We start from the raw sequence: 23,038 nt of genomic DNA, 5'->3' as shown, positions 1-23,038 counted from the left end.
AAATTTTGTTAAAACCCGCATAAAATAAGATAAAAGCCTTATTTTCGCATAATTGATTTAATACTATGAAAAATTGGACTTTTAGGCAATGGAACACCGTTTCAGGATGGGTGATTTTCGTCGTTGCTTTTTTCACGTACTTGTCCACCATAGAACCCAATTTCAGTTTCTGGGATTGTGGCGAGTACATTTCTTCTGCAGTAAAACTTGAAGTAACGCACGCTCCCGGAGCTGCTTTATTCCAGATAGTGGGTGCCGTGGCAGCCATTTTTGCATTAGGGAAAGGCGAAAACTATTCTATCGTGATCAACGCGATGTCTGCATTGTTCAGTGCGCTGACTATTTTATTTTTGTTTTGGACGATCACCCATTTTGTGAGAAGACTTTTAAACAAAGATTTTGAAGAAATTACAAAACATCAGGAAATCTCTATTTTATTTGCCGGAGCGGTAGGAGCACTTTGCTTTACGTTCTCAGATACATTCTGGTTTTCGGCAGTAGAAGGAGAGGTTTACTCTATGGCTTCTATGTTCATTGCGCTTTTGGTCTGGTTAATCACCAAATGGGAGAATGAGTATCAAGCGGGAGACAGTGAAAGATGGATTATTCTTATTTTCTTCGTTTTAGGACTTTCTGTGGGAGTACACATGATGTGTATGCTTGCAATTCCTGCAGTATGTCTGGTATACTATGCAAGAAATTATAAGTTTACCTGGAAAAACTTTATCTGGGCAAACCTTATTACACTGGGAATTTTGATTATCGTTTTCAAAATTATCTTCCCTTTAATTATGACGATGTTCGGAAGACTTGAGATTTTCTTTGTAAATGGTCTTGGACTTCCTTTCCACTCAGGAACAATTGCAGCGTTTATTTTAATGGTAGCGATTTGCTATTTCTTAATCAAATATGCAAGAAAAGCAAAAAGAAATATCTACCAGACGGCTGCATTATCTGTAGTTTTCATGATGATCGGGTTCTCTTGCTGGATGGTTATTCCTATCAGAGCAAATGCGAATCCGCCAATGAACCTTAATGATCCGGATACAGCAATTGGTATGCTGGATTATTATAACAGAGAGCAGTATGGTGACTGGCCAACAATCTACGGACAAAACTATACGGCGTTCCTTGATGCTAACGGAATTGAAAAGAATGAAGACGGAAGCTTTAAGACCCAAAAAACCGGAGAAATCTACGAAAAAGACGAAAAAACCGGAACATACAGAAAAACCGGAGACCGTTTCAATTATGTATTCAACAAGTCTCAGGTGAGCTTAATGCCAAGAATGTTTAATGAGGATAAGGATGTAATGGCGAACTATATTTCTATGTATGGTGCTCCTGATTTTACATTCAACTATGCGAATGAAGATGTGGCAGACAATCCGCAGGCTAAGCAGATCTTTGATGAGCTGAGAGCTAAATATGAAGACAAATCCATTACCGCTTCAGATTATCTGAAAGTAAAACCTTATAACCTGATCAATGTTCAGAAGCCTTCATTACTTCAGAATATGGATTACTTTATTACTTTCCAGAACGGATATTACTTTGTAAGATATCTGATGTGGAACTTCGTAGGAAGACAAAATGATCTTGAAGGAAACATGGAAAGCACAAAAGGAAACTGGATTTCCGGTATTCCTTTCATTGATAATGCTACTGTAGGAAATCAGGATAAAATGCCTGCTAAATTCAAGAATGAAAGTACGGTAAAATTCTTCTTCCTTCCATTAATTTTAGGTTTGATCGGATTCTTTTTCCAATTGAACAGAGACTTTGGAAGATTCTATGCCCTGTTATCTTTATTCATTTTAACAAGTGTAGGGATTGTTTTCTATACTGGTGTAAAACCTTTTGAACCGAGAGAAAGAGATTATGCAATGGTAGGTTCATTCTATGCATTTGCCATCTGGATTGGATTAGGAGCAGGAGCCATCTTATGGTTCTTACAGTCTAAAATAAAATCAAACGGAGCTAACATTGCTTTAGGAGTGGTTTTATTAGGAGTACCTTTCATGATGGGCTTCCAGAACTATAATGTTCATGACAGAAGCGACAGATATACAGCGTATGATTATGCGTATTCAGTGTTAAAATCATTACCGAAAAACGATATCCTTTTCGTTTACGGAGATAACGATACTTACCCGGTTTGGGCGATTCAGGAGACAGAACAGTTCAGAGATGATGTGAAGGTAGTGAACTTTACCCTTGCTTCAACTCCCTGGAACCTGGATCAGGTAAAAAGAAGAACATACAATGCTATGGGAATCCCTAGCCAATTGACACACGAAGATTATAGAGATGGTGTAAATGACCAGATCTACATGATGAAGAAGGAAGATTGGGAAGGTGTTTTCTCTATGCTGAAAGAGCAGGGAGCTCCGGAAACAGAATTCCAGTCGTTCAGAAAATATCTTACTCAGGATTCTTTAACATTGAAGCAAGCAATTGAATTCATTAAATTCAAATCTCCTGAAAAAGATGAATTGTTGAAAATGTATTTTGGGGAAGAGAAATTTGAAAAATACAATATCCTTCCGGTAAACAAATTCATCCTTCCTGTTAATAAAGAAAATGCTTTAAAAGCAGGAATCATCAACAAAGAAGATCTTCCAAACGTAGCCAATCAGATTATGATTACTTACAAAGGAAATACGCTTTATAAGAATAACCTGATTCTGATGGATCTTTTAGCGAACTTCGACTGGAAGCGTCCGATCAACTTCTCATCAGGAGGTATTTATGACAGTGAGAATATTTTCTATCTGAACGATTACCTTCAGTTTGACGGATTCAGCTACAGATTAATTCCTATCCAAACGCCTCCGACAGCGGATGGAGATATGGGAAGAGTAGATGCCAATTCTCTTTACAACGTAGTGAAAAACTTCAGATGGGGGAACTTTAAGAATTTAAATGCTCATTTTGATGAAACGGCAACTTCCAATATCATCAGCTATAGAATGTCAGCAAGCAGAGCGGCGTCAGCCCTTGCATTAAGCGGACAGAAAGCTAAAGCATTAGAAATTCTTGATCTTGCAGCGAAAGAAATTCCGGCAGAGAAATATAATGATCCTCGTTCTTTAAGTTCAATTGTTTCAGGATATATTATCGCTGGTCAGGAGCAGAAAGGTCTTCAGCTTGCTGAGGTACTTAAGAAAGGAATCTTTGAAGAATATGATTATTATTTAAGTCTTTCTAAAGCAGATCAAAGCTACCTGAGAAGACAGATGAGAACAAAACCAATGGAATATTCTCTTGTGGTTTCTGCAGTAACGGATGCTTACACTAAGATCGGACAGAAGGAAAAAGCATATGCTTATCTGGTAAAATCCATAGAGCCGATTGACAAGAAGTTCAATGTGTTTATCAAAGATCTTCAGGAAATGGGAAGAGATAAGGCGATGAAAGAGTCTGAAAATGTTCAGCAGATCACGCCATTCTACCAGTACTTATTTGATGTCATGGAACCTTATGATTCTACGTATTCAAAAGAAAAGGAAAGTCAGATTACCAACGCGATTATCAAAGCGACAAAATAAAAATACTTTAAAACGGAACTTCGGTTCCGTTTTTTTATTATTGGGATTCCTGAATATTAAGGTTATATTTGTGAAAGTAAAAATACATAATGTCCGAAACACAAAATAGCAAATTCCCAATCTATGCCGTCATTGCTACGGTTCTTTTTAAGCTTCTTTTTTTATTAACGCACTACATTCAGGAAGATGCATTTATCACCTGGAGGGTTGCTCAGAATCTGTTGGATTATGGAGTCATTGGCTTCAATGGAGATACCAAGATTTCTGCCTCTACCACTCATCTGTATGTATTTGTATCCTATATTTTCAATCTTGTTTTTGGAAAAGAAAACTTTATTGAACCTCTTTTGATTTTTAATTCTCTACTGTTTACCATAGGAACTTTATTGCTGTCTCATTTGGTTTTAAAAAATCCATGGCATAAAGCGATCTTTATATTTCTGATCGGGATTTTGCCGCCCTCCATTAAAATTTCAATTCTTGGAATGGAATACGGAATTCTGTTTTTTCTGGAGATGGCATTATTGTATTACGGTTTCCATAAAGGGAAAAAATGGGTAGTGACAATTCTTCCTGTTTTAATCATGTTTACAAGGATTGATACAGTAATCTTTCTGGGAATTGTATTTCTTGTAGATCTATTCTGGAACAGAAAAATCAGATGGAATTATATTTTTGGCGGAGCGCTGGGAGTCTTAGCTACAGTTGCTTTCAACTGGTTTTACTTTGGCGAATTGGTTAATAATACCATTACTGCAAAAAAACTACTTTACAGTGAAAATTTTACCCTCCAGCAGCATATCGGATATTTCTTTAAAAGTTTTGGAAACTTCTGGGGAATGTTGAAAGTTCCGGGAGATTTCAATCCTCTGACGATTGTAGTATTGATTTTTGAATTGCTTTGTTTTATTTATCTGATCAGACAAAGAGAAAGGAGAAACTACTTTTTGTGGATGATTTTTCTTTTCGGATGGGCAAAACAAATCATTTTTATTTCTCAGAAAAGCTTGTTCGACTGGTATTATTGGGTACCACAACTTTTACTTTTCGTTCCCGTTCTTATTTTTGTACTTGAACAGAAAGAGAAGAGAAACCTATGGCTGTCATTACTTGTGATATTCTATATCTTCCCAATGCTTGTCTTCCAGACAGTTCACTGTATTGCAACAGGAAACGGAGAATGGAACTACCGCAGAACAATTGGTACCTTTTTAAATCAATATGAAAAGGATAAAAACCAGTGGATCTTATTGGAACCTGCAGGTTATGTTCCTTATTTTTCAGGATTAAAAACAATCGATGAGGTTGGATTGGTTGATAAACAGATTCAGGAGGAAATTAAAAAAGATAAGGTCAATTACTGGATCAACACGGTAAAAAACAGAAAACCGAAATATCTTCTTTCTTATCAGAATTTATATGAAGAAAAGAATGCCAATTCAGAGTACTATAAAACTCATTATAGACTTTTAAAAGAGTTCAGAGTAAAGGATCATCTAAAAAGTGACAACAAAATTTTAGAAAAAATTTACCACCTAAAACCTTCCGGAACAGACTATAATTTGTACATTAGGGTTGATTAAAAGATTGAAATATTTAAAAATTGAAAGAATTGAGAAAAAAAAGTTTTATAATAACTCTTTCACTCTAATACTCTCAAACCCTCCGACCCAACAATCACTGCAACCTAATATCTAAAACCTAATACCTGAAAAAATGAAATACTGTGCTTTTCTCCGTGGCGTTAACGTAAAAGGAACCAATATGAAAATGGCAGATGTATGCCAGGTTTTTAAAGATGCAGGTATGAAAGAAGTGAGTTCAATACTGGCTTCCGGAAATATTGTTTTTTCTTCGGATAAAAATACGACAGAATTAAAAACTATTCTCGAAAAAGCAATGTCGGAACATTTTTCTTATGAAGCCTTTTTGTTTGTGAAATCTCAGGAAGAAACCGAGGCTTTCTGGAACAGTATTCCTTTTGAAAAGAAAGACGAACTTCATATTTATGGTTTTGTCGGAATTTCCGGAGTTGAAAACGTTTTAATGGAAGAGTTTCAGAAAGCAGGTCAGGTGGAAAATGAGAAAGCTGAAATCATCAATGATATATTTTACTGGCAGGTTCCGAAAGGAAATACGTTGGATTCTACCTTTGGAAAAGTGCTGGGCAAAAAAAGTCTTAAAGATCAGTTTACGAGCAGAAATGTGAATACGTTTGAGAAGGTTCTGAAAAAGATGAATTAAAATATACGAATCACCTTCGGATATAGCTTATCCGATTATATCATATCATAACATTTCTTAGAAATTCAATAGGAACGGGCTTTAGCCCGTTTATCAATAAAAGTAACAGCCATTGGCTTCAGCCAAAACCTATCCTATATTTATGGTAGAGTTTCCCACAGATTCCTCAGATTTACACAGATTCTACCTTTGGAAAAAGCATGACCCCGATATTTTTTTGGATAAATCATCAGCTATTATATTTTTCATGTTAATATAACAGATAGTATTAGAGCTGTCATGCTGAGCCTGTCGAAGCATCTACCACTTTAATAATCATATATTCAAGAGCCTTTTGATTACTACATTGATTATCATAGTCATAGTTTTAACGGTTAATATAACAGATAGTATTAGAGTTGTCATGCTGAGCCTGTCGAAGCATCTATCAATTTAATAACCGGAAATTCAAGAATACAAAATACTCAAAGACTATTGCAACCATAGCCTGTTAAAGCAATCAAATAATTTCCATTTGTGAAACTTTCTCAGTATTTTTACTGAACTTTTTAATTACAACAAAATGATTCAGTATTTAGATAATATTTCGCACAAAGATTCAAAAAACTTTTTCCTTATTGCCGGACCTTGTATTATTGAAGGGGAAGATATGGCATTAAGAATCGCTGAAAAAGTAATCAGCATTACCGATAAATACAATATTCCTTATATTTTCAAAGGAAGTTTCAAAAAAGCAAACAGAAGCCGTGTAGATTCTTTCACAACTATTGGTGAAGAAAAATCTCTTGAAATCCTTAGAAAAGTAGGAGAGACGTTCAATATTCCTACCACAACAGATATTCATGAAAATGAACATGCAGCATTAGCAGCACAATATGTAGATGTTCTACAGATTCCTGCATTCCTTGTTCGCCAGACCGATCTATTGGTGGCTGCAGCCCAAACAGGAAAATGTGTGACTTTGAAAAAAGGACAGTTCCTTTCTCCGGAAGCGATGAAGTTTGCCGTTCAGAAAATTACAGATTCCAATAACGAGAAAGTAGCGATTATTGAAAGAGGAAATTCTTTCGGATATACAGATCTGATCGTAGATTACAGAGGAATTCCTACGATGAGAGAATATGCTCCTGTTATTTTGGATGTTACACACTCTCTACAACAACCTAACCAAAGTTCAGGAGTTACAGGCGGAAGACCGGATCTTATTGAAACTGTTGCCAAAGCAGGAATTGCAGTAGGAGCAGACGGAATTTTCATCGAAACGCATCCTACACCGGAAACTGCATTATCTGATGGTGCCAACATGTTAAGATTAGATTTATTAGAAGATTTGTTACAAAAATTGACAAGAATTAGAGAATCGATTTTGTAATTGTTAAAAAAACATTAATTTTAGAAATTCTAAAACATTTCTTTTGAAAAAACTAGTTTTACCGCTAAGCCTTATGGTCCCTGTACTGTTTTTCTCCCAACAAAGGAAAAAAGATACAGCGACTACTAAAGTAACCGATATAGAGGAAGTTGTCTTCCAGAAAAAAGCAACAGGAAGAACCAATGACCTTACCAACGTAAGAATTTCAGCGAAAGAAGCGAAATCAGTAGCTTCTATTAATGGAGGAATTGAAGGATTGCTTAAAACATTACCTTCCGTAAACTCCAACACCGAGCTGTCTTCACAATATATGGTTCGTGGTGGAAACTATGATGAAAACCTTATCTACATTAATGATATTGAAATCTACAGACCTTTCCTGATCAGAAACTCTCAGCAGGAAGGGATGAGTATCATTAACCCGGATATGGTTTCCGCAGTGAATTTCTCTGCAGGAGGATTTGAAGCTAAATATGGTGATAAAATGTCTTCTGCTTTAAATATCTATTACCGAGAGCCTGAAAAATTTGAAGTTTCAGGAGAGGCAAGTTTAATTGGAGGTAGGCTGACAACAGGCCTGGCTTCCAAAAATAAAAAATTTACAGCCTTATTTTCCGGAAGATACAGAAACACCAATCTTGTTCTTAATACCTTAAAAGAAGATACAGATTTTAACCCGACGTACTGGGATTTTCAGTCTTATCTGAACTATCATGTGAGTGATAAATTCACGATGTCATTCATCGGATATTATTCCAAGAATGACTATCAGATGATTCCTAAAGCGAAAAGTGTTACATTCGGAAGTCTTCAGCAGCCTATCACTGTAAATATCGGCTATGGAGGACAGGAAAATGACCAGTATAAAAATATGATGGGTACATTTTCTATGAACTATAAGCCTGCAGACAAATGGAAGCTTACCTTGGATGCTTTTGCTTATCAGAACAGAGAAAGAGAGTATTATACCATACAGTCAGCTTACGAACTGCAGACTTTTGATCCTGTTACGCAGCAGCCTGTAACGTCTTTCGATGTGGGTGGTCAGATAGAACATGCAAGAAACGACTTGTTTGTAAGAACATACGGAACACAGTTCAGAGCAAAATTCTCTCCCAATGTCAATACAGACTTTGAGGTTGGATTTAAATATGAAAAAGAAAACCTGAAAGATCTTACCAATGAATGGAAATTGGTAGATTCTGCAGGATATAGCATTCCAAGACCGGAAGTCATTGATCCGAGAACAGGAACTACAGGAGATCTTAAGCTTGCTTATTATATTGCCGGACAAAATAATATCGAACCGACAAGACTTTCTGCCTATGCGCAGTATTCTCAGAAATTCTATTGGGGAGCCAGTAAAGTATTTGTGAATGCGGGAGTACGTGTGGCCAACTGGAGTTTCAATAAAGAAACTATTTTCTCTCCAAGAGCTCAGTTTGCCATAAAGCCTGATTGGGAAAGCGATATGTTGTTTAAAATTTCCGGAGGTATTTACTATCAGTCTCCTTTTTATAAAGAGATTAAAGATCTGGATGGTAATTTTAACTCCAATATAAAGTCACAACGCTCTATCCAGGTAATTCTTGCTAATGATTACGAGTTTCAGATGTATGACAGACCATTTAAGCTGACTACGGAACTTTATTATAAGAAAATGGATAATCTGATTCCTTATTATATGGATAATGTAAGGATTCGTTATTCCGGGCAGAATAATTCCAAAGGATATGCCTATGGTATTGATACAAGATTATTCGGGGAATTTGTTCCTGGTGTAGATTCTTGGCTATCCGCGAGTTACGCAAGGGTGTATGAGAATATTGATGGAAGAGGAGATATTCCAAGACCTACAGATCAGAGGTTGAGGTTTGCGATGTTCTATCAGGATTATATGCCAAGCTTCCCGTCTATGCGTGTGAACCTTACTTTAGTATATGCTATGGGATTGCCTACGGGAGCTCCGGTAATGTTTAACAGCAACGGGCAGCCAGATTTTGGTTCTGCTTATAATTATCAGCAGAAACTACCTTCTTATAAACGAGTGGATCTGGGACTTACAAAAGTATTTATTGATCCGAAAGAGAAAAATAAGAGATCCGGATTCTGGGGTAATTTCGAGGAATTGACACTAGGCGTTCAGGTTTTCAATGCCTTTAATATCAATAATACTGTTGCCAACCAGTGGATTACAGATTATAATACCAATTATATGTATCCTGTTCCGGTACGTCTTACAGGACGTTTCTTTAATGTAAAACTGGAATTCAGACTATAAAATTAAAATCCTTTAGGATATCAATAAAAGAACAGAAAGCTTCCGAATTTTCGGAAGCTTTTTTGTTTACCCGAATTTTATAACAACATTACCAAATTTTATAACAACGGTCTCTGAGATATTTTTACCTTTGTCTTACCAATGAAAAAGATTCTTGCCATATTGTTTTCTGTTTTCTACTTCGGATTTTCTTCCGGAGCAGCTTTCAGTATTCATTATTGTATGAAAGAATTTGTTTCTGTCAGCCAGAAAGCAGATGATATCTGTGCGAAATGTGGTGTTAAGGAAAAAAAAGGATGCTGTAAAACGGAGATCAAAATCGTAAAAGTAGACGATTCCCAGAAATCTGATTATGTGAACGTCGATTTCTTAAGTGCAGTTTCAGAGATACCGGTGAAACATCAGTTTGCCGCTATTGATAAGTCTTTTTCTGCCACCAAATTTACTCAGATCCAGATTAATGCACCGCCTGAATACGGGTCGATACCTATCTACATCAATCATTGTAATTTTAGAATTTAGAATTTGTCAAGTCGTTTCCGGTATAAGTATATACTGTTATGAGCGACATGTTTTGACGCATTTACTGATGTGTCATCCATTATTCTTTATTAAAAATTAATTCTAAAATTTAAAACAATGAAAAAATATATCATCACAGCAGCCTTATCTTTATTCTCAATCGTTTCATTATCTGCACAATCTAAAAAGGATGCTCAGGTTTCTAAACTATACCAGAATTATATTGCTATCAAATCAGCGTTAGCTTCAGATGATGCGGATAAAACTTCAAAAGCCGCAACAGAATTTATTAAAACAGCTTCTGTTATTGATTATAAAGTAGTTTCTGAGGGAAATCTTAATGTGCTCAGAAAAGATGCTTCTGCTATTTCGGATGCAAGAACTATTGCCACACAAAGAGAAACTTTTTTAAACCTTTCGGACAATATGATTGCTCTGACCAAGCAGTTCAAACTTTCTGAAAAACCAGTCTACGTTCAATATTGCCCAATGGCAGACGGAAGCTGGCTAAGCGATGAAAAACAGATCGTTAATCCATATTACGGAAAGTCTATGCTTACATGTGGAAGTGTAAAGTCGGAAATTAAATAATTGCCGTACTATTCTTTAAAATAATAAGTTGCATAGCTTGAATTATAATTTACTTTAAGCTATGCAACTTCTAAAAAGTTCGAAATATTATGAAAAAGCTGATAATGTTTCTGGTACTTTTGTTCTCTGTATTGACTTTCGCTCAAACTACAAAAAACGTTTATACTTGTCCGATGCACTCTGAAGTGGTGTCTTCTAAACCTGGAGACTGTCCCAAATGTGGAATGGCTCTGGAGAAGAAAACTCTTGCCCTAAAGTCAAAAGCAGCGGCAAAACCGGAAGCGAAATCTATAACAGAGACAACAACAAAATCCTCAGAAACAAAAATAAATACAACCCATTCTCAAATTACCTATGCATGTCCGATGCATCCGGAAGTTGTTTCAGACAAACCGGGAAAATGTCCTAAATGCGGGATGGAACTTGAGGAAAAAGAAGATCACTCCCTTTCAGATAAAACGAAATCAGAAGGCTATGTTTTAAGAAGAAACTCTGAAAACGGGAGAATTACATTTGGAGGGAAAACCGTTCGTTACGACCTGTATGTAAAAGATACTATTGTGAATTTCACAGGAAAAAACAGAAGAGCAATTGCAATCAATGGTAAACTTCAGGCTCCGACGTTGTATTTTACGGAAGGAGACACGGCCGAGATCTATCTGCATAATATGCTTAAGGAAAATACAGGACTGCACTGGCACGGTGTGATTCTTCCCAACGAACAGGACGGAGTTCCTTATCTTACCACCAAGCCTGTAAAACCTGGAGAAACCCATTTATATAAATTCAGAATCTCTCAAAACGGAACGTACTGGTATCATTCTCACGAAGCGCTTCAGGAACAGATAGGAATGAATGGTATTCTGGTTTTCAAAAAAAGAGAAGGAGAACCCAAAACAGAATACAATGCTGATATTCCGGTATTACTGGGAGATTGGAGTGATGATGATCCTATGCAGATTGCAAGAAGGCTTCATATGGCCAATACAGACTGGTATGCGGTAAAGAAAAATGCTGTACAAAGTTACTGGGAAGCGATTAAATCCGGAAATCTGGGAACAAAAGCTCTGAATGAATGGAAAAGAATGGAAGCCATGGATGTAAGTGACGTGTATTACGATAAATTCCTCATCAATGGTACACCGAGTTCAGATTATTCTAACTTAAAAGCTGGTGACAAAGTACGGTTGAGAGTCGCGAACGGAGGTTCATCTACCTATTTCTGGCTGAATTATGGCGGAGGAAAAATAAAAGTAGTGGGAAATGACGGTAATGATGTGGTACCAGTAGAAGTTGATCGTCTGATTGTCGGAGTTTCTGAAACCTATGATATTGAAGTTACGATTCCAGAAAACAAAAGCTTTGAGTTCAGAGCGACTTCTGAAGACAGAATAGGACATGCTTCCCTTTGGCTGGGATCGGGTGAAAAGATAGAAGCTCCTAATCTTCCAAGGTTGATGCTTTTTGAAGGAATGAAAATGATGAACGGTATGATGGAAATGAGCGGAAATATGAAACCGATGAACATGACAATGGGAAATCAAATGATGGATATGAACGAAGTGATGTATCCGGAATTATCTGAAAATCAAAGAAAAACTACTGCAAAGCATATCAATGAGATGATGGGAGTGAAAACCAAAGAAGATAAGAAAGAAGATCATTCTCAACACTCAGGAATGGAGATGAAGGAAGAGAAAACAATCAAGAGACTATCTTACAATATTTTAAAATCTCCTGAAAAAACGATTCTTCCTATAGACAGCATTCGGGAAATGAAGTTTACACTGGAAGGAAATATGAACCATTATCTGTGGACGCTGGATAATAAAACGGTAACAGAGACGGATAAAATTATGATCAAAAAAGGAGAAGTTCTTAGAATTAAACTCTATAATAATTCCATGATGCGTCACCCGATGCACCTTCATGGTCATGATTTCAGGCTGATTAATTCAAAAGGAGAGTATTCTCCATTGAAAAATGTAGTGGATATCATGCCGATGGAAACGGTAACAATAGAATTTGCAGCCAACCAAGATGGCGACTGGTTTTTCCATTGTCATATTTTATACCATATGATGGCAGGAATGGGAAGAATTTTCAGTTATGAAAACTCAAAACCCAATCCACAGCTTCCGAACAGAAAAATGGCCTGGAAAAACTTTATCCAGGATAATAAAATGACCAGTTCCATGGCAATGCTGGATTTAGCAAGTAATAAGATCCACGCAGAAACAATGACGATGTTTGGGCCAAGATGGGCTAACCTGAATGAGTTTCATACCAACTGGAATTTTGATCATTTTGAAGGAAGTGCAAAAGTAGGACGTTTCTTAGGAAAATTCCAGTGGGCATTGCCTTATGCCGGAATCAGGGTTCAGAAAAATCATGAGATCATGGAGAGACAGATGGCCGAAGATCTCGGAATGGAATTTCATGGTAAAAAGACCTGGTTTGGACAGCAGAAGGCTTCGAAAAATAGATTTGCATTCATTGTTGGTATGCAGTATGTGTTGCCAATGCTGATTACTGCTGACGCAAGTGTTGATCAAAACGGAAAAGTGTTATTGGAGCTTAGCCGTGAAGATATACCGCTTTCCAGAAGACTGAGAGGAAACTTTAGCATCAATTCAGATGGAGAGTTTTCTACAGGACTTCGATACATTGTTCAGAAATGGTTATCCCTTTCCGGAAACTATGATAAAGAAATAGGCTGGGGTGCAGGTATTACTTTAACTTATTAAAATAAAAAACGTCTCATTTGTGAGGCGTTTTTTTATGGGATAAAAGTTATATCTTTAGCTTTACTTCGGAAATATTATGAAAGAAAAAGTATATAGTGTAGATAATTATTGGGATATGAATGTTCTTGAGGGAATAGCTGATTATAATGGCAAACCTTGTTATTATATAAATATCTTTTCTGAGGCAGAAGATGACTGGACTAATGAATACCTTTTAACACCATTGTCAGAAGATATTTTTACTCTTGGTCTTGAAATCTGGAATTATTGGTTGTACTGGCTGAGAACTTATAACCAGACAAAAGTGCCACATCAGGTAGAATACGCAAAGCAAAGAAAAAATCACTCTTTTGATTTTTTAATGAAAGCAGATGTTGATACTGAGGAATGGTTAAAAGCTGAGCAGAATTATCAAAATCACTTTGTTTTTGATCATTATTTGAAAGCTAATCAACCTACTGTGAAGGCAAAGGGAGTATTTAATGGTAAAATAGACGGGACCGATACATTTGTAGAATGGACCAATCATGAAAACCTTTAAACTATTAAAATAAAAATAAAATCGTCTCCTAACATATTTTGAGACGATTTATTCTTTAGGGTTATTCCAATTCTATTGGATTATAAGGAATAGGGTTAGATTTAATTGACATTTGACTACCATTTAAGCTATAAGCTTATTGTTTTAAAAATAAAAAGCCACCTCATTTTCACGAGATGGCTTTATATAATTAATGCAAATGCTTTTATTTAGAAGCTCCTACGGCTTTTTCGGTCTTTGCTGGTGTATAAGTAACTTTCGAAATATCAACCGTCATTTCTTTCAGACGTTTTGCCACATTCTCAGGCATTTCTTTCTGATATCTACCTCCGATTACTTCTGCAAGGAATTTTTCGGTTTCAGCATACATCGCCATGCTGTTTACAGGTTTACGGAATCCATGACCTTCATCATCAGCCAGGATATAATTAACCTTTTTACCTTTATCACGAAGCGCGATGACAATCTGATCTGCTTCAGCCTGCTTTACTCTTGGATCATTAGCTCCCTGAACAATCAGTAAAGGTTTGTTGATTTTATCTACACTGAATAGTGGGCTTGCATCATGCATGCGTTTTTTACCTTCCTCAGTTTTAGGATCACCTACCATACCATAAAGGAAAGCACGGGCAGCTTCCCAGTAAGCAGGAACAGAATCCAGCAAGGTAAATAGGTTACTTGGTCCTACGATATCTACTCCTGCAGCATATACATCCGGAGTGAAAGCCAGACCTGCCAGTGTTGCATAGCCACCGTAGCTTCCTCCCATGATGACTACTTTATTTTTATCTGCAATTCCCTGATCGATCAGATATTTTACGCCCCAGGTAATGTCATCCTGCATCAGTTTTCCCCATTGAAGATCTCCACCATTCTGGAACTTTTTACCATAACCGCCACTTGCTCTGAAGTTAGGCTGAAGCACGGCATATCCTCTGTTGGCTAAAAATTGTACGGTTGAGTTATATCCCCAATAATCTCTTGGACCTTTCGGGCCTCCGTGAACCAACACCACTACAGGAACATTCTTGCCAGAAGAACCTACAGGTAAAGTCAGGTAAGCCGGAATTTCAAGTCCGTCACTGCTTTTATAGCTGATAGGAGTCATTGCTGCCAAATACTTTTCAACTTTTTTCAGTTCTGTTCTTGGCGTATACTGGAATATCAGCTGTTTTGTCTTTGCATCAAAGAAATACGCTTCTGAAGCATATTTATCTCCTCCTACAGAAACCAGAAACTTAGAATAATCATTGGTAGAACTTGCAAAACTAACCTCTCTTCCTGGGAATTTGCTTTGTAGGAATTTATAATTAGCTTCCCACGCTTTATCTTTCCAGTAATATTCTGTTTTATCTCCAGTGTAAGAAGTGTAGATCATTTTTCTTGTATTTCTGTCTAAAAACAGTCCTCCAAAATCTACTTTATCTTTAGGATCACTTTCTATTTTTGTAATCTGTTTTGTTTTCGGATCCATCAGGAATAGTGCAGATTTATCCAGATCTCCTTTATTGGTTACCAGATAAAACTTAGAATTGTCTTCGTTCCAGTTGGAGATATAAGCACTTTCTGTAACCAGTGTTTCGTAAATAGGAGTCAGTTTATCACCTTCTTTATAAAAAAACTGTGTGGTTCCCTTATCATCCGTTTTGGAAAGAACTCTCAATTTTTCATCCCAGTCAAATTCATAGCTTGTAATACGGTCTGTATTTTCGTAAATCTTTTTCAGTTCTCCTGTAGAAATTTTCAGTGAATATAAATCGTGCCATGCTTTATCACGGTTATTCAATCCAATCATCAGTAAATCAGGATCTTTTCTGCTTGCCACGTAGATATTTGCTGTTACATCTTTAAGCGGTGTTATATTCCTTGATTCCGGAACTCCTTTTGTTACTTTTGCCATAGGATCTACTGCAAAAATATTCATGTTTTCATCTCCGTTATTATCTTTTACATACAGGATATATTTTCCGTCTTCTGTCCAGAAATATCCATTCAACGGGCGTTTGCTGTTTGTTAAAGGACGTGCTTTCTCAAAAGGCTCATCAATTTTTTTTACCCAGATATTCATAATCCCCTCATATTCTTTTGTAAAGGAAATCCATTTCCCATCCGGACTCAATTGTCCTCCGGCAATTTCCGGGTTACCAAAGAATAAACCTCGGTCCAGTACCGGGACTTCCTGTGCTCGTGCTGTATGTACTCCTATGAGCAGGAGCAATACATAAAAGATTTTTTTCATGTTTTTAAGTTTTAGTTGTTATTAATAAATTGTTATGATTTTTTAATTTTTATCGATTCTAACAATAATGACTTACATTTCCAGTTCTATGATTTTTTTTGCCATTTTCTGATTCATACTTTCCGGTAGTAAGCCCATCAGAAAATTCCGGATTGAATTTCCTTTTTCCCATTGAGAAACCTTTCCGATGGTACGGCTTGTATTAACGATATAATCAACCTTTTTTCTTCTGGTACTTTGAAACTTTTTGAAAATAGCATTGAAATCCTGATGACTTTCCAGCAATTTTCCAATGATATAAGCATCTTCAATGGCCTGGCAGGCACCTTGTCCCATATTGGGAGTTGTAGCGTGGGCTGCATCCCCAATCAGGCATAGATTTTCAGAATACCATTGAGGGATAGGAGCGAGGTCGGAAATTGTATTACAAATAATATCTTCGTTTGCTGTAGCTTCAATAAGTTGTAAGACCAAAGGATCAAAATCATTAAAAATCTCTGCAATTTCAAGATATCTCCCGAAGCTTTTTTCATTGACACAGGCATACCAGTACACCTTTTTATCAGAAATTTTAACAAAGCCGAAACGTTTTCCTTTGCCCCACATTTCAAAAGCTTCCTGATGGTGTTTTTCAGGAAGATCAAAATCTACCAGACCACGCCAGCATTTCTGTCCGGAATTTCGTATAGTACCGGTTTTCAGGATATGATTACGGATAGGAGATTTTATGCCGTCTGCACCAAAAACGATTGTACTTTCAATCTGATTTCCATTGTCAAAATCTAAAATATAGTTTTCCTCTTTTCTTATTTTTTGTAAGGAATGGTTGAGCTGTATAGAATTTGGGTTTAAATTTTCAGCCAGGATTTTCTGAAGCTCAGCTCGGTGAATGGCAACGTTACAGGAATTGTACTGCGTTTCCAGTTCCAGAATTTCTGTTTTGGAGATGGTTTGTAATGATTCGTTAGCGATAACGATTCTATGAACTTTATTACCTGCATTTTCAATCTTTTCTTTTAAACCTAAACGATCGAAAACCTGCATGGCATTGACGGCCATCATAATTCCAGCTCCTACAGGTTTTATTTCGGGAGCAGATTCATAGATCGTAAAATCATACTGATGCTGTTTCAGTACATTTCCGAGGGTAAGTCCTCCGATTCCTGCTCCAATGATTGAAATGGTATTCATAAGGCTTAGTTTTATTTAAAACGTAAAGAGGTGAAAGATTCTTATGGGTGTATCATTTTATGAAAGTCAAATGATAACTTATAGCGTTAAAATATAACTCTCCGATACCTTTTTAAAACCATATCGGCTGAAAAAGTTGTGAGCACCATGATTATTGACTCCGCTTTCTAGCAAAATGAAACTGATATTCCAGTTTTTAGATTCATGAATGGCTTTCTCCAAAAGGGTACTTCCCAGGGATTGACCTCTCACAGACTGGTCCAGGAGCATATCCTCCAGAATTGCGTATTTTTTAAAAGGACTGTTGATGACATTGAAAACCATCATACCGACAATTTCACTGTTTTCATTTTCTGCAATCAGAATATTCAGTTTGGAACTCCCGTCAGAATTAAAATCGGTGATCAGCTGTTCTGTCAGGATCAGTTCAAGATCAGGATTCCAATGGTGAGAATCTATGGCTCTGCCGGACATCATTTCGCCATGAGAAATATAAGAATCTGTTTTGTGGGTAATAAAAAAGTCTACGAGATCTTTTACTCGGCTTTTATCGGTAAGCCATTGGGTAGTATATTTCATGAGGTGTAATGGTTTTTATTTTAACTTTTTCAATTCTTCCAGAAGTTGATTCTGCTTATTGATAAATTGATTGAGACTATCTGTTTTCAGAGGGTGAGCCTTTTGATATTTTTCAATTTCAGGAAGTGTTTTTCTGATTTTGAATACAAGGTATTGATCATGAAGTGTGGTCCTGTTTGCTTTTATTTTGGCGATGAGGTCTCTGATTGTTTGTGTTTTTAGATCATATTTTTCAGCGCTTGCTTTTATCTCTTTTTCAATTTGTTTCTTTGTAGCAGAATCGGTTACCGAATTTGATAGTGTCGTTGCATCATTATAATATGTTTCCGATTTACCGATAATATCATCATATTCCGAAATGGAGGTTTCAGCTTCCTTTTGAATATTGTCTATCCTTGTGTCAAGATCCTGTAAAGTTTTATCATTTTTTATCAACTCCTGATAGATTTCATGAACAAGATTTCCTTCACGTGAGGAGTATCGGGTATTTTTTTTAATAGCTCCTGAAACTGAAGATTTAGCATTGTCAACGGCGTTTTCTAGCACAGGAGCCTGCTTCGATTTGTTTTCGCTGCAGGAAAGTAGAGATAAGGCCAGAATAGAGGCGAAAAGTATTTTTTTCATAGTATGTTTTGTTTTGGTTGAAAATCAGCATCATATCCAAAGCAACTAAAATTAATCATTTCAATTCTAACGCAAGTGATTAAAGGATATGATTTTAATTAGTTGAACAAAGTTTGAAAAATGTTACATCCATAAAAAAACGGAGCCTGAAAACAGACTCCGCCTATAAAATTTTTTACGCTAAAATTATTTACCCAGGTAAGATTTAAGAATCTTGCTTCTGGTATTGTGTTTTAGTCTCTTAATTGCTTTTTCTTTGATCTGACGAACTCTCTCTCTTGTAAGATCGAAAGTTTCACCAATTTCCTCTAAAGTCATTGGGTGTTTTCCGTTCAGTCCGAAGTACAATCTTACCAGATCAGCCTCTCTTGGCGTCAAAGTATTCAATGCTCTTTCAATCTCAATTTGTAGAGATTCCAGCATCAGATCTTTATCAGGACTTGGAGATTCTCCTGAACGTAATACATCATAAAGATTAGAATCTTCACCTTCTACTAAAGGTGCATCCATAGACAGGTGTCTTCCGGAGTTTTTCATAGATTCTTTAATATCTTCCTCGCTCATGTCAAGAACTTCAGCCAATTCTTCCGGAGAAGGTGGTCTTTCATTTTCCTGCTCAAGGTGAGCGTATGCTTTATTGATTTTGTTGATAGACCCAATCTTGTTCAATGGTAATCTTACAATTCTTGACTGTTCAGCCAATGCCTGTAAGATTGATTGACGGATCCACCATACTGCATAAGAGATAAATTTGAAACCTCTAGTTTCATCGTACCTTTTTGCCGCTTTCATTAATCCTAAGTTACCTTCATTAATCAAATCGGGTAAAGAAAGACCTTGATTTTGGTATTGCTTAGATACAGATACTACGAAACGAAGGTTGGCTTTGATTAATTTCTCAAGTGCGGCTCTGTCACCTGCACGTATTCTTTGTGCCAATTCTACTTCCTCGTCCGCAGTGATCAGTTCCACTTTACCAATTTCCTGCAAATACTTGTCTAATGAAGCAGTTTCCCTGTTGGTAACCTGCTTAGTGATTTTTAATTGTCTCATTTATTTTATCCTCAAAAAAGAGTTACTATAATATATACGTATGAAAAGGTAAAAAGGTTACACAAGGTTCAGTATTTTTTGTACAATGTATAAAGTAAAATGTATTAATGTATTTGCGGTATGAGTTTAATTGATTGATATTTAATGTTTTGTGCTTGTTTTTCGTCTGAGAAATAAAATTGAAATAATAATAAAATTACTAGTATTTATTTAAAAATCCTGTAAATTCCTTAAACTTTAAACTCTGAATTTTGAACAAAAAAAACGAAACCGAAGTCCCGTTTTTATCTCTAAGAGTTATATTTTAAATTGTATTGGGTTAAAACCCGTAACTCGCAACTCGAAATTCTACTTAGAAAAGCTCATTCAATACTTTTGCCAGTCTCAATCCTCCGTACAACAATTGTCTTTCCATTGTTTCGTTGAATTTATACTGATAGTCGTAAGATAGCTTAGAATCATTTGGAGTCTGTGCATAGATCTTGTTGGCGATTTTATGAGAATCATATAACCAGTCTTCCAGTGTTCCGGATTGGATCTGTGCTACTTCTTCTTTAGATTTGATATCTAAAAGCTTAGAATATTCAGTGTAGCTGTATTTTTGAGAATCTACTAATTTCCCATCCCAAACAGAGTGTAAATTGGTTTTTTCCCCGAAATAGGTAACGTTGATTTTGTTTCCGCCCAAATCTTCAGCTCTTCCTACGTGAAGTGGCTGTGCAAGATCTCCCATAATGTGGATAAGGAAGATTAAAGCAATTTTTCTGTCTTTTTCAGAAGTGTTTTTGTCTTTGATCTGGCTTGACAATGTATTTACCTGTGTATAAAGGCTTGGTCCTGCCTGTGCTTTTAAATTTTGTTCAAAAGCTTTAAAATCAGTCATCGGATCAATGTTTACATAATGCCATGCTGAAGCCTGCTTCCATGCACCTGTTGTATCAGATTTGATGAAATCCGGCCAGTTCGCCCAGTAAGCCAGACGTTCTTTTCCCATGATCTTTTTAATCTCTCTTCTTGCTTTACGGGAAAGGTGGTTCTGTGCAATATCTGCAATCACCCTGTGTCCCGTTAATCCCCACGCATAAGAATAAAGTGAAGAGGCCATGAATGCTAAAATCAGAATTTTAGAATAAATACTTTTCATTTTAAATAACAATTTTCAGTCTGCAAAGATACGGCCCACTTTCGGAATGAGCATACATAATCCTGAATTTATTCCATAAGATGATGTTAATAAAATTTAATGTAAATAAATATCTAATAATCTTAGGTTTGAAAAGAATAGAAAGCATTGAAGATAAAGGCATAAAACTCTTCATATACTATATAGACCTAAAGTAAAACCTTAACCCCATAACTTTAAACTTTAAACCTTGAACCTCACACTCTAAACAATTGGTTCTGAATAGTTAATTTTAAATTCTAAAAAACAAATAAATAGGCTATTTACCGTATTTTCACGGAATTTGTAGAAAATTATTCCTATTAATGTCAATAAATTACTACTTTTAGAATAAAATTGTTGTAAAAATATTTTTTCAAACTTATGAGATATATTATCTTTACAAGTCATAATCAGAGGAAACACTATGTATGAGAATAATATTGTAGATATGCATTACAATAAGCTGCAGACAGACTTTAAGGCTGAAGCTGTGGCTGTAAACCTCTTGAAATACCACCGTGCGGTAAGCAATATATTCATTGAGCGTGTCGGCGTGAACGACCGTGCTTACCTGAAGGATATTAAAAGTATTTCAAGCAGTTATTTAGGATTTGATGAGGAAGTCTTTACCATAGAGAGTTACAGAGAAGGTATTTATGACTACCTTCCGGAAGGCTTGTTCCATCCACCGTCTCTGGGAGCTTCCAGAAAGAATGTAGATACAGTGGTAAGGGAAATCCGGAAACAGAAAAGGGTAGAAGATGATGCCCGTAAATTTTTCCGACCTTTTGAGCTGGAAGTATTCTTTACGGAAATCAGTGCTTTGCTTAAAGAATCAGAATTTGATATCACCAGCAGCACCGATTCTTTACTGGAAACAGTAAGTGAGCTTTGGCCTATGATCAAAATGCTGGATAAGCAGAGTGCTTATATTTTTATGCATATTTTACCTTTTTTCCATCAGATCAGAGGAGATAAAAGATGGTTTGAAAGATGCATGACTGCTTTTCTGCAGGTACAGGTACAAGTTACTTTTTCCCCTAATATTATTGACGGAATTGAAAAAAATGATGATTCCATGTTATTGGGAAATTCACGATTGGGAGTCACCTATATTCCAAGCGGGCCTCATATGGATGGACAGCGAAACTGGGTCGTAAATATTGGCCCTATTCCTTATGGGGATATGAAGAAGTATATTCCGGGAAGTCCGTTCAGAAATGTGCTTCAGGCACTGTATGATTATTTTCTTCCTGTAACAGTAGATGTGGAAGAGAATTTTGTCACAGAAAAAGAGGAATATTCATTCAGTCTTGAAGACGATGAAAGAAATGCCAGCCGCCTTGGATACTCTACATTCCTCTAAATTATTTTATTATATTTACAGCTACCAACAAAGTATAAATTCGAAAAGAAACAAATGGAAATTTCTTCAGTAAAAGGTATTTTTTTAAGGTATATCTTAATGCCTTTAATCGCAATTATTATGATGGTTATACTCGGTGTAATCAGGAGAAATAAACCTGCGATCAAAATTAAAGTGATCATTATATATGTACTCCTTTGCAGCTTATGTCTGGCTATCCCAGGCGTTTTTGGTTTTGCAGGAAACCTTTTTAACCCGTACTGGTATCTTATTGCACAGGTGATCTATCTTATTTTTGGGATTATTCATGTGAATCTGTTACATAAATATTTCAAAAAGCACATCGATTCTCTGGCAATGAGTATTCTGTTTGAGTCTATCCTTTCATTAACGTGTATGGCTTTGGGTGGATATCTTTTCACCCTGATTTTTAACTGGATGAGTAAAGGTACAGGATATGCTGTGATGGCAGCAACAAGTATGGTGATCTTTGTGGTTCCTATGGTATTTTATTACTGCTATATCCAGTTTATCAGTATTCCTTTTGATATTTATAAAACATGGAGATATTCACCTGAACAGAAGTTGCCTGATTTTGAAGGGGCAGATTTTGACAGATTAATGGTACTGAATGTTGAATTGAGCAAAAAATTAGAGGATACCAACCGTTTCAGAATTAAAGCCAAAACACTTCCTACAGGAGTTACTTTCGGAGATTGGTTCTACAGGGTAGTAGATGATTATAACCACAAAAATCCAGGGTCTATTATTCACCTTTCAGATGAAGGAAATGAGCCTTATTACTGGATCTTCTACACTAAAAAATCGTTTTTCAGCTTTAGAAAATATATAGATTTCGACCACGACATTACGACAAACAGCATTTCTGAAAATGAAGTGGTGATTTGTAAGAGAGTTATTCAGCATGAAGAGGAGGGAGTCACAAGAAAATCATAAACACAAAAAATTAAA

General features: G+C 36.2%; 17 protein-coding genes. 11 read left to right on the top strand and 6 right to left on the bottom strand.

What is annotated here, in order from left to right:
• Positions 1-65: 65 nt before the first annotated feature.
• From ACMA47_RS13565 to ACMA47_RS13525, 9 genes are all read left to right on the top strand, one after another.
• The gene (locus ACMA47_RS13565) at positions 66-3,551 is read left to right on the top strand and encodes a DUF2723 domain-containing protein (protein WP_413930197.1); all 3,486 of its coding nucleotides are present in this window, start codon (positions 66-68) and stop codon (positions 3,549-3,551) included.
• Positions 3,552-3,640: 89 nt separating this feature from the next.
• A complete protein-coding gene (locus tag ACMA47_RS13560) occupies positions 3,641-5,134 on the top strand; it encodes a hypothetical protein (protein ID WP_413930196.1) in 1,494 nt (497 codons plus the stop codon).
• A 133-nt stretch (positions 5,135-5,267) separates the two neighbouring features.
• Positions 5,268-5,795: a DUF1697 domain-containing protein gene (locus ACMA47_RS13555; protein WP_413930195.1), complete on the top strand. Its 528-nt coding sequence runs from the start codon at positions 5,268-5,270 to the stop codon at positions 5,793-5,795.
• 562 nt (positions 5,796-6,357) lie between these two features.
• Positions 6,358-7,167 (top strand): 3-deoxy-8-phosphooctulonate synthase, encoded by an 810-nt coding sequence (kdsA, locus tag ACMA47_RS13550; protein WP_034697782.1) that lies wholly within the window; start codon positions 6,358-6,360, stop codon positions 7,165-7,167.
• A 43-nt stretch (positions 7,168-7,210) separates the two neighbouring features.
• Positions 7,211-9,448, top strand: a complete 2,238-nt coding sequence (locus ACMA47_RS13545) for a TonB-dependent receptor plug domain-containing protein (protein ID WP_413930194.1) — start codon at positions 7,211-7,213, stop codon at positions 9,446-9,448.
• A gap of 141 nt (positions 9,449-9,589) precedes the next feature.
• Positions 9,590-9,970 (top strand): HYC_CC_PP family protein, encoded by a 381-nt coding sequence (locus tag ACMA47_RS13540; RefSeq protein WP_413930193.1) that lies wholly within the window; start codon positions 9,590-9,592, stop codon positions 9,968-9,970.
• Between the two features lie 117 nt (positions 9,971-10,087).
• Positions 10,088-10,561 (top strand): DUF3347 domain-containing protein, encoded by a 474-nt coding sequence (locus ACMA47_RS13535; RefSeq protein WP_034697788.1) that lies wholly within the window; start codon positions 10,088-10,090, stop codon positions 10,559-10,561.
• An 89-nt stretch (positions 10,562-10,650) separates the two neighbouring features.
• Positions 10,651-13,308, top strand: a complete 2,658-nt coding sequence (locus tag ACMA47_RS13530) for a multicopper oxidase domain-containing protein (protein ID WP_413930192.1) — start codon at positions 10,651-10,653, stop codon at positions 13,306-13,308.
• A gap of 76 nt (positions 13,309-13,384) precedes the next feature.
• Entirely contained in the window at positions 13,385-13,849 is a 465-nt protein-coding gene (locus tag ACMA47_RS13525; RefSeq protein ID WP_413930191.1) for a hypothetical protein, read from the top strand.
• A 205-nt stretch (positions 13,850-14,054) separates the two neighbouring features.
• Here the strand turns inward: ACMA47_RS13525 and ACMA47_RS13520 are convergent, their stop codons facing one another.
• The 6 genes from ACMA47_RS13520 to ACMA47_RS13495 all read right to left on the bottom strand — a co-directional run bounded on the left by ACMA47_RS13520 (position 14,055) and on the right by ACMA47_RS13495 (position 20,679).
• Positions 14,055-16,088 carry a S9 family peptidase gene (locus tag ACMA47_RS13520; RefSeq protein WP_413930190.1) on the bottom strand — a complete coding sequence of 678 codons (2,034 nt, stop codon included), beginning with the start codon at positions 16,086-16,088 and terminating at the stop codon, positions 14,055-14,057.
• A gap of 72 nt (positions 16,089-16,160) precedes the next feature.
• Positions 16,161-17,279, bottom strand: coding sequence for an FAD-dependent monooxygenase (locus tag ACMA47_RS13515; protein ID WP_413930189.1), 1,119 nt, complete (start codon positions 17,277-17,279; stop codon positions 16,161-16,163).
• A gap of 78 nt (positions 17,280-17,357) precedes the next feature.
• Positions 17,358-17,858, bottom strand: coding sequence for a GNAT family N-acetyltransferase (locus ACMA47_RS13510; protein WP_413930188.1), 501 nt, complete (start codon positions 17,856-17,858; stop codon positions 17,358-17,360).
• A gap of 15 nt (positions 17,859-17,873) precedes the next feature.
• Positions 17,874-18,482, bottom strand: coding sequence for a hypothetical protein (locus ACMA47_RS13505; protein WP_413930187.1), 609 nt, complete (start codon positions 18,480-18,482; stop codon positions 17,874-17,876).
• Between the two features lie 186 nt (positions 18,483-18,668).
• Positions 18,669-19,535 carry an RNA polymerase sigma factor RpoD/SigA gene (locus ACMA47_RS13500; RefSeq protein WP_002979276.1) on the bottom strand — a complete coding sequence of 289 codons (867 nt, stop codon included), beginning with the start codon at positions 19,533-19,535 and terminating at the stop codon, positions 18,669-18,671.
• 352 nt (positions 19,536-19,887) lie between these two features.
• Positions 19,888-20,679 carry a S1/P1 nuclease gene (locus tag ACMA47_RS13495; protein WP_034697813.1) on the bottom strand — a complete coding sequence of 264 codons (792 nt, stop codon included), beginning with the start codon at positions 20,677-20,679 and terminating at the stop codon, positions 19,888-19,890.
• 445 nt (positions 20,680-21,124) lie between these two features.
• On the opposite strand from ACMA47_RS13495, the gene ACMA47_RS13490 reads away from it, so the two are divergent.
• A complete protein-coding gene (locus tag ACMA47_RS13490) occupies positions 21,125-22,066 on the top strand; it encodes a type VI secretion system baseplate subunit TssG (protein ID WP_413930186.1) in 942 nt (313 codons plus the stop codon).
• A 54-nt stretch (positions 22,067-22,120) separates the two neighbouring features.
• On the top strand, positions 22,121-23,023 hold the full coding sequence (locus ACMA47_RS13485) for a TssN family type VI secretion system protein (protein WP_413930185.1): 903 nt from the start codon (positions 22,121-22,123) through the stop codon (positions 23,021-23,023).
• The last annotated feature ends 15 nt before the right edge of the window (positions 23,024-23,038 follow it).

It is taken from the genome of Chryseobacterium sp. T20 (genome assembly GCF_047345655.1).
In the GTDB taxonomy this organism is placed as follows: Bacteria; Bacteroidota; Bacteroidia; order Flavobacteriales; family Weeksellaceae; genus Chryseobacterium.
This window is presented reverse-complemented; position numbering and strand designations above follow the sequence as displayed.

Excerpts from the sequence above, each read along its gene's own strand:
- ACMA47_RS13515 (WP_413930189.1), bottom strand. The coding sequence starts at position 17,279 with ATGAATACCATTTCAATCATTGGAGCAGGAATCGGAGGACTTACCCTC.
- ACMA47_RS13555 (WP_413930195.1), top strand. The coding sequence starts at position 5,268 with ATGAAATACTGTGCTTTTCTCCGTGGCGTTAACGTAAAAGGAACCAAT.
- ACMA47_RS13560 (WP_413930196.1), top strand. The coding sequence starts at position 3,641 with ATGTCCGAAACACAAAATAGCAAATTCCCAATCTATGCCGTCATTGCT.
- ACMA47_RS13540 (WP_413930193.1), top strand. The coding sequence starts at position 9,590 with ATGAAAAAGATTCTTGCCATATTGTTTTCTGTTTTCTACTTCGGATTT.
- ACMA47_RS13565 (WP_413930197.1), top strand. The coding sequence starts at position 66 with ATGAAAAATTGGACTTTTAGGCAATGGAACACCGTTTCAGGATGGGTG.
- ACMA47_RS13530 (WP_413930192.1), top strand. The coding sequence starts at position 10,651 with ATGAAAAAGCTGATAATGTTTCTGGTACTTTTGTTCTCTGTATTGACT.
- ACMA47_RS13510 (WP_413930188.1), bottom strand. The coding sequence starts at position 17,858 with ATGAAATATACTACCCAATGGCTTACCGATAAAAGCCGAGTAAAAGAT.
- ACMA47_RS13520 (WP_413930190.1), bottom strand. The coding sequence starts at position 16,088 with ATGAAAAAAATCTTTTATGTATTGCTCCTGCTCATAGGAGTACATACA.
- ACMA47_RS13500 (WP_002979276.1), bottom strand. The coding sequence starts at position 19,535 with ATGAGACAATTAAAAATCACTAAGCAGGTTACCAACAGGGAAACTGCT.
- ACMA47_RS13495 (WP_034697813.1), bottom strand. The coding sequence starts at position 20,679 with ATGAAAAGTATTTATTCTAAAATTCTGATTTTAGCATTCATGGCCTCT.
- kdsA (WP_034697782.1), top strand. The coding sequence starts at position 6,358 with ATGATTCAGTATTTAGATAATATTTCGCACAAAGATTCAAAAAACTTT.
- ACMA47_RS13490 (WP_413930186.1), top strand. The coding sequence starts at position 21,125 with ATGTATGAGAATAATATTGTAGATATGCATTACAATAAGCTGCAGACA.
- ACMA47_RS13505 (WP_413930187.1), bottom strand. The coding sequence starts at position 18,482 with ATGAAAAAAATACTTTTCGCCTCTATTCTGGCCTTATCTCTACTTTCC.
- ACMA47_RS13525 (WP_413930191.1), top strand. The coding sequence starts at position 13,385 with ATGAAAGAAAAAGTATATAGTGTAGATAATTATTGGGATATGAATGTT.
- ACMA47_RS13485 (WP_413930185.1), top strand. The coding sequence starts at position 22,121 with ATGGAAATTTCTTCAGTAAAAGGTATTTTTTTAAGGTATATCTTAATG.
- ACMA47_RS13535 (WP_034697788.1), top strand. The coding sequence starts at position 10,088 with ATGAAAAAATATATCATCACAGCAGCCTTATCTTTATTCTCAATCGTT.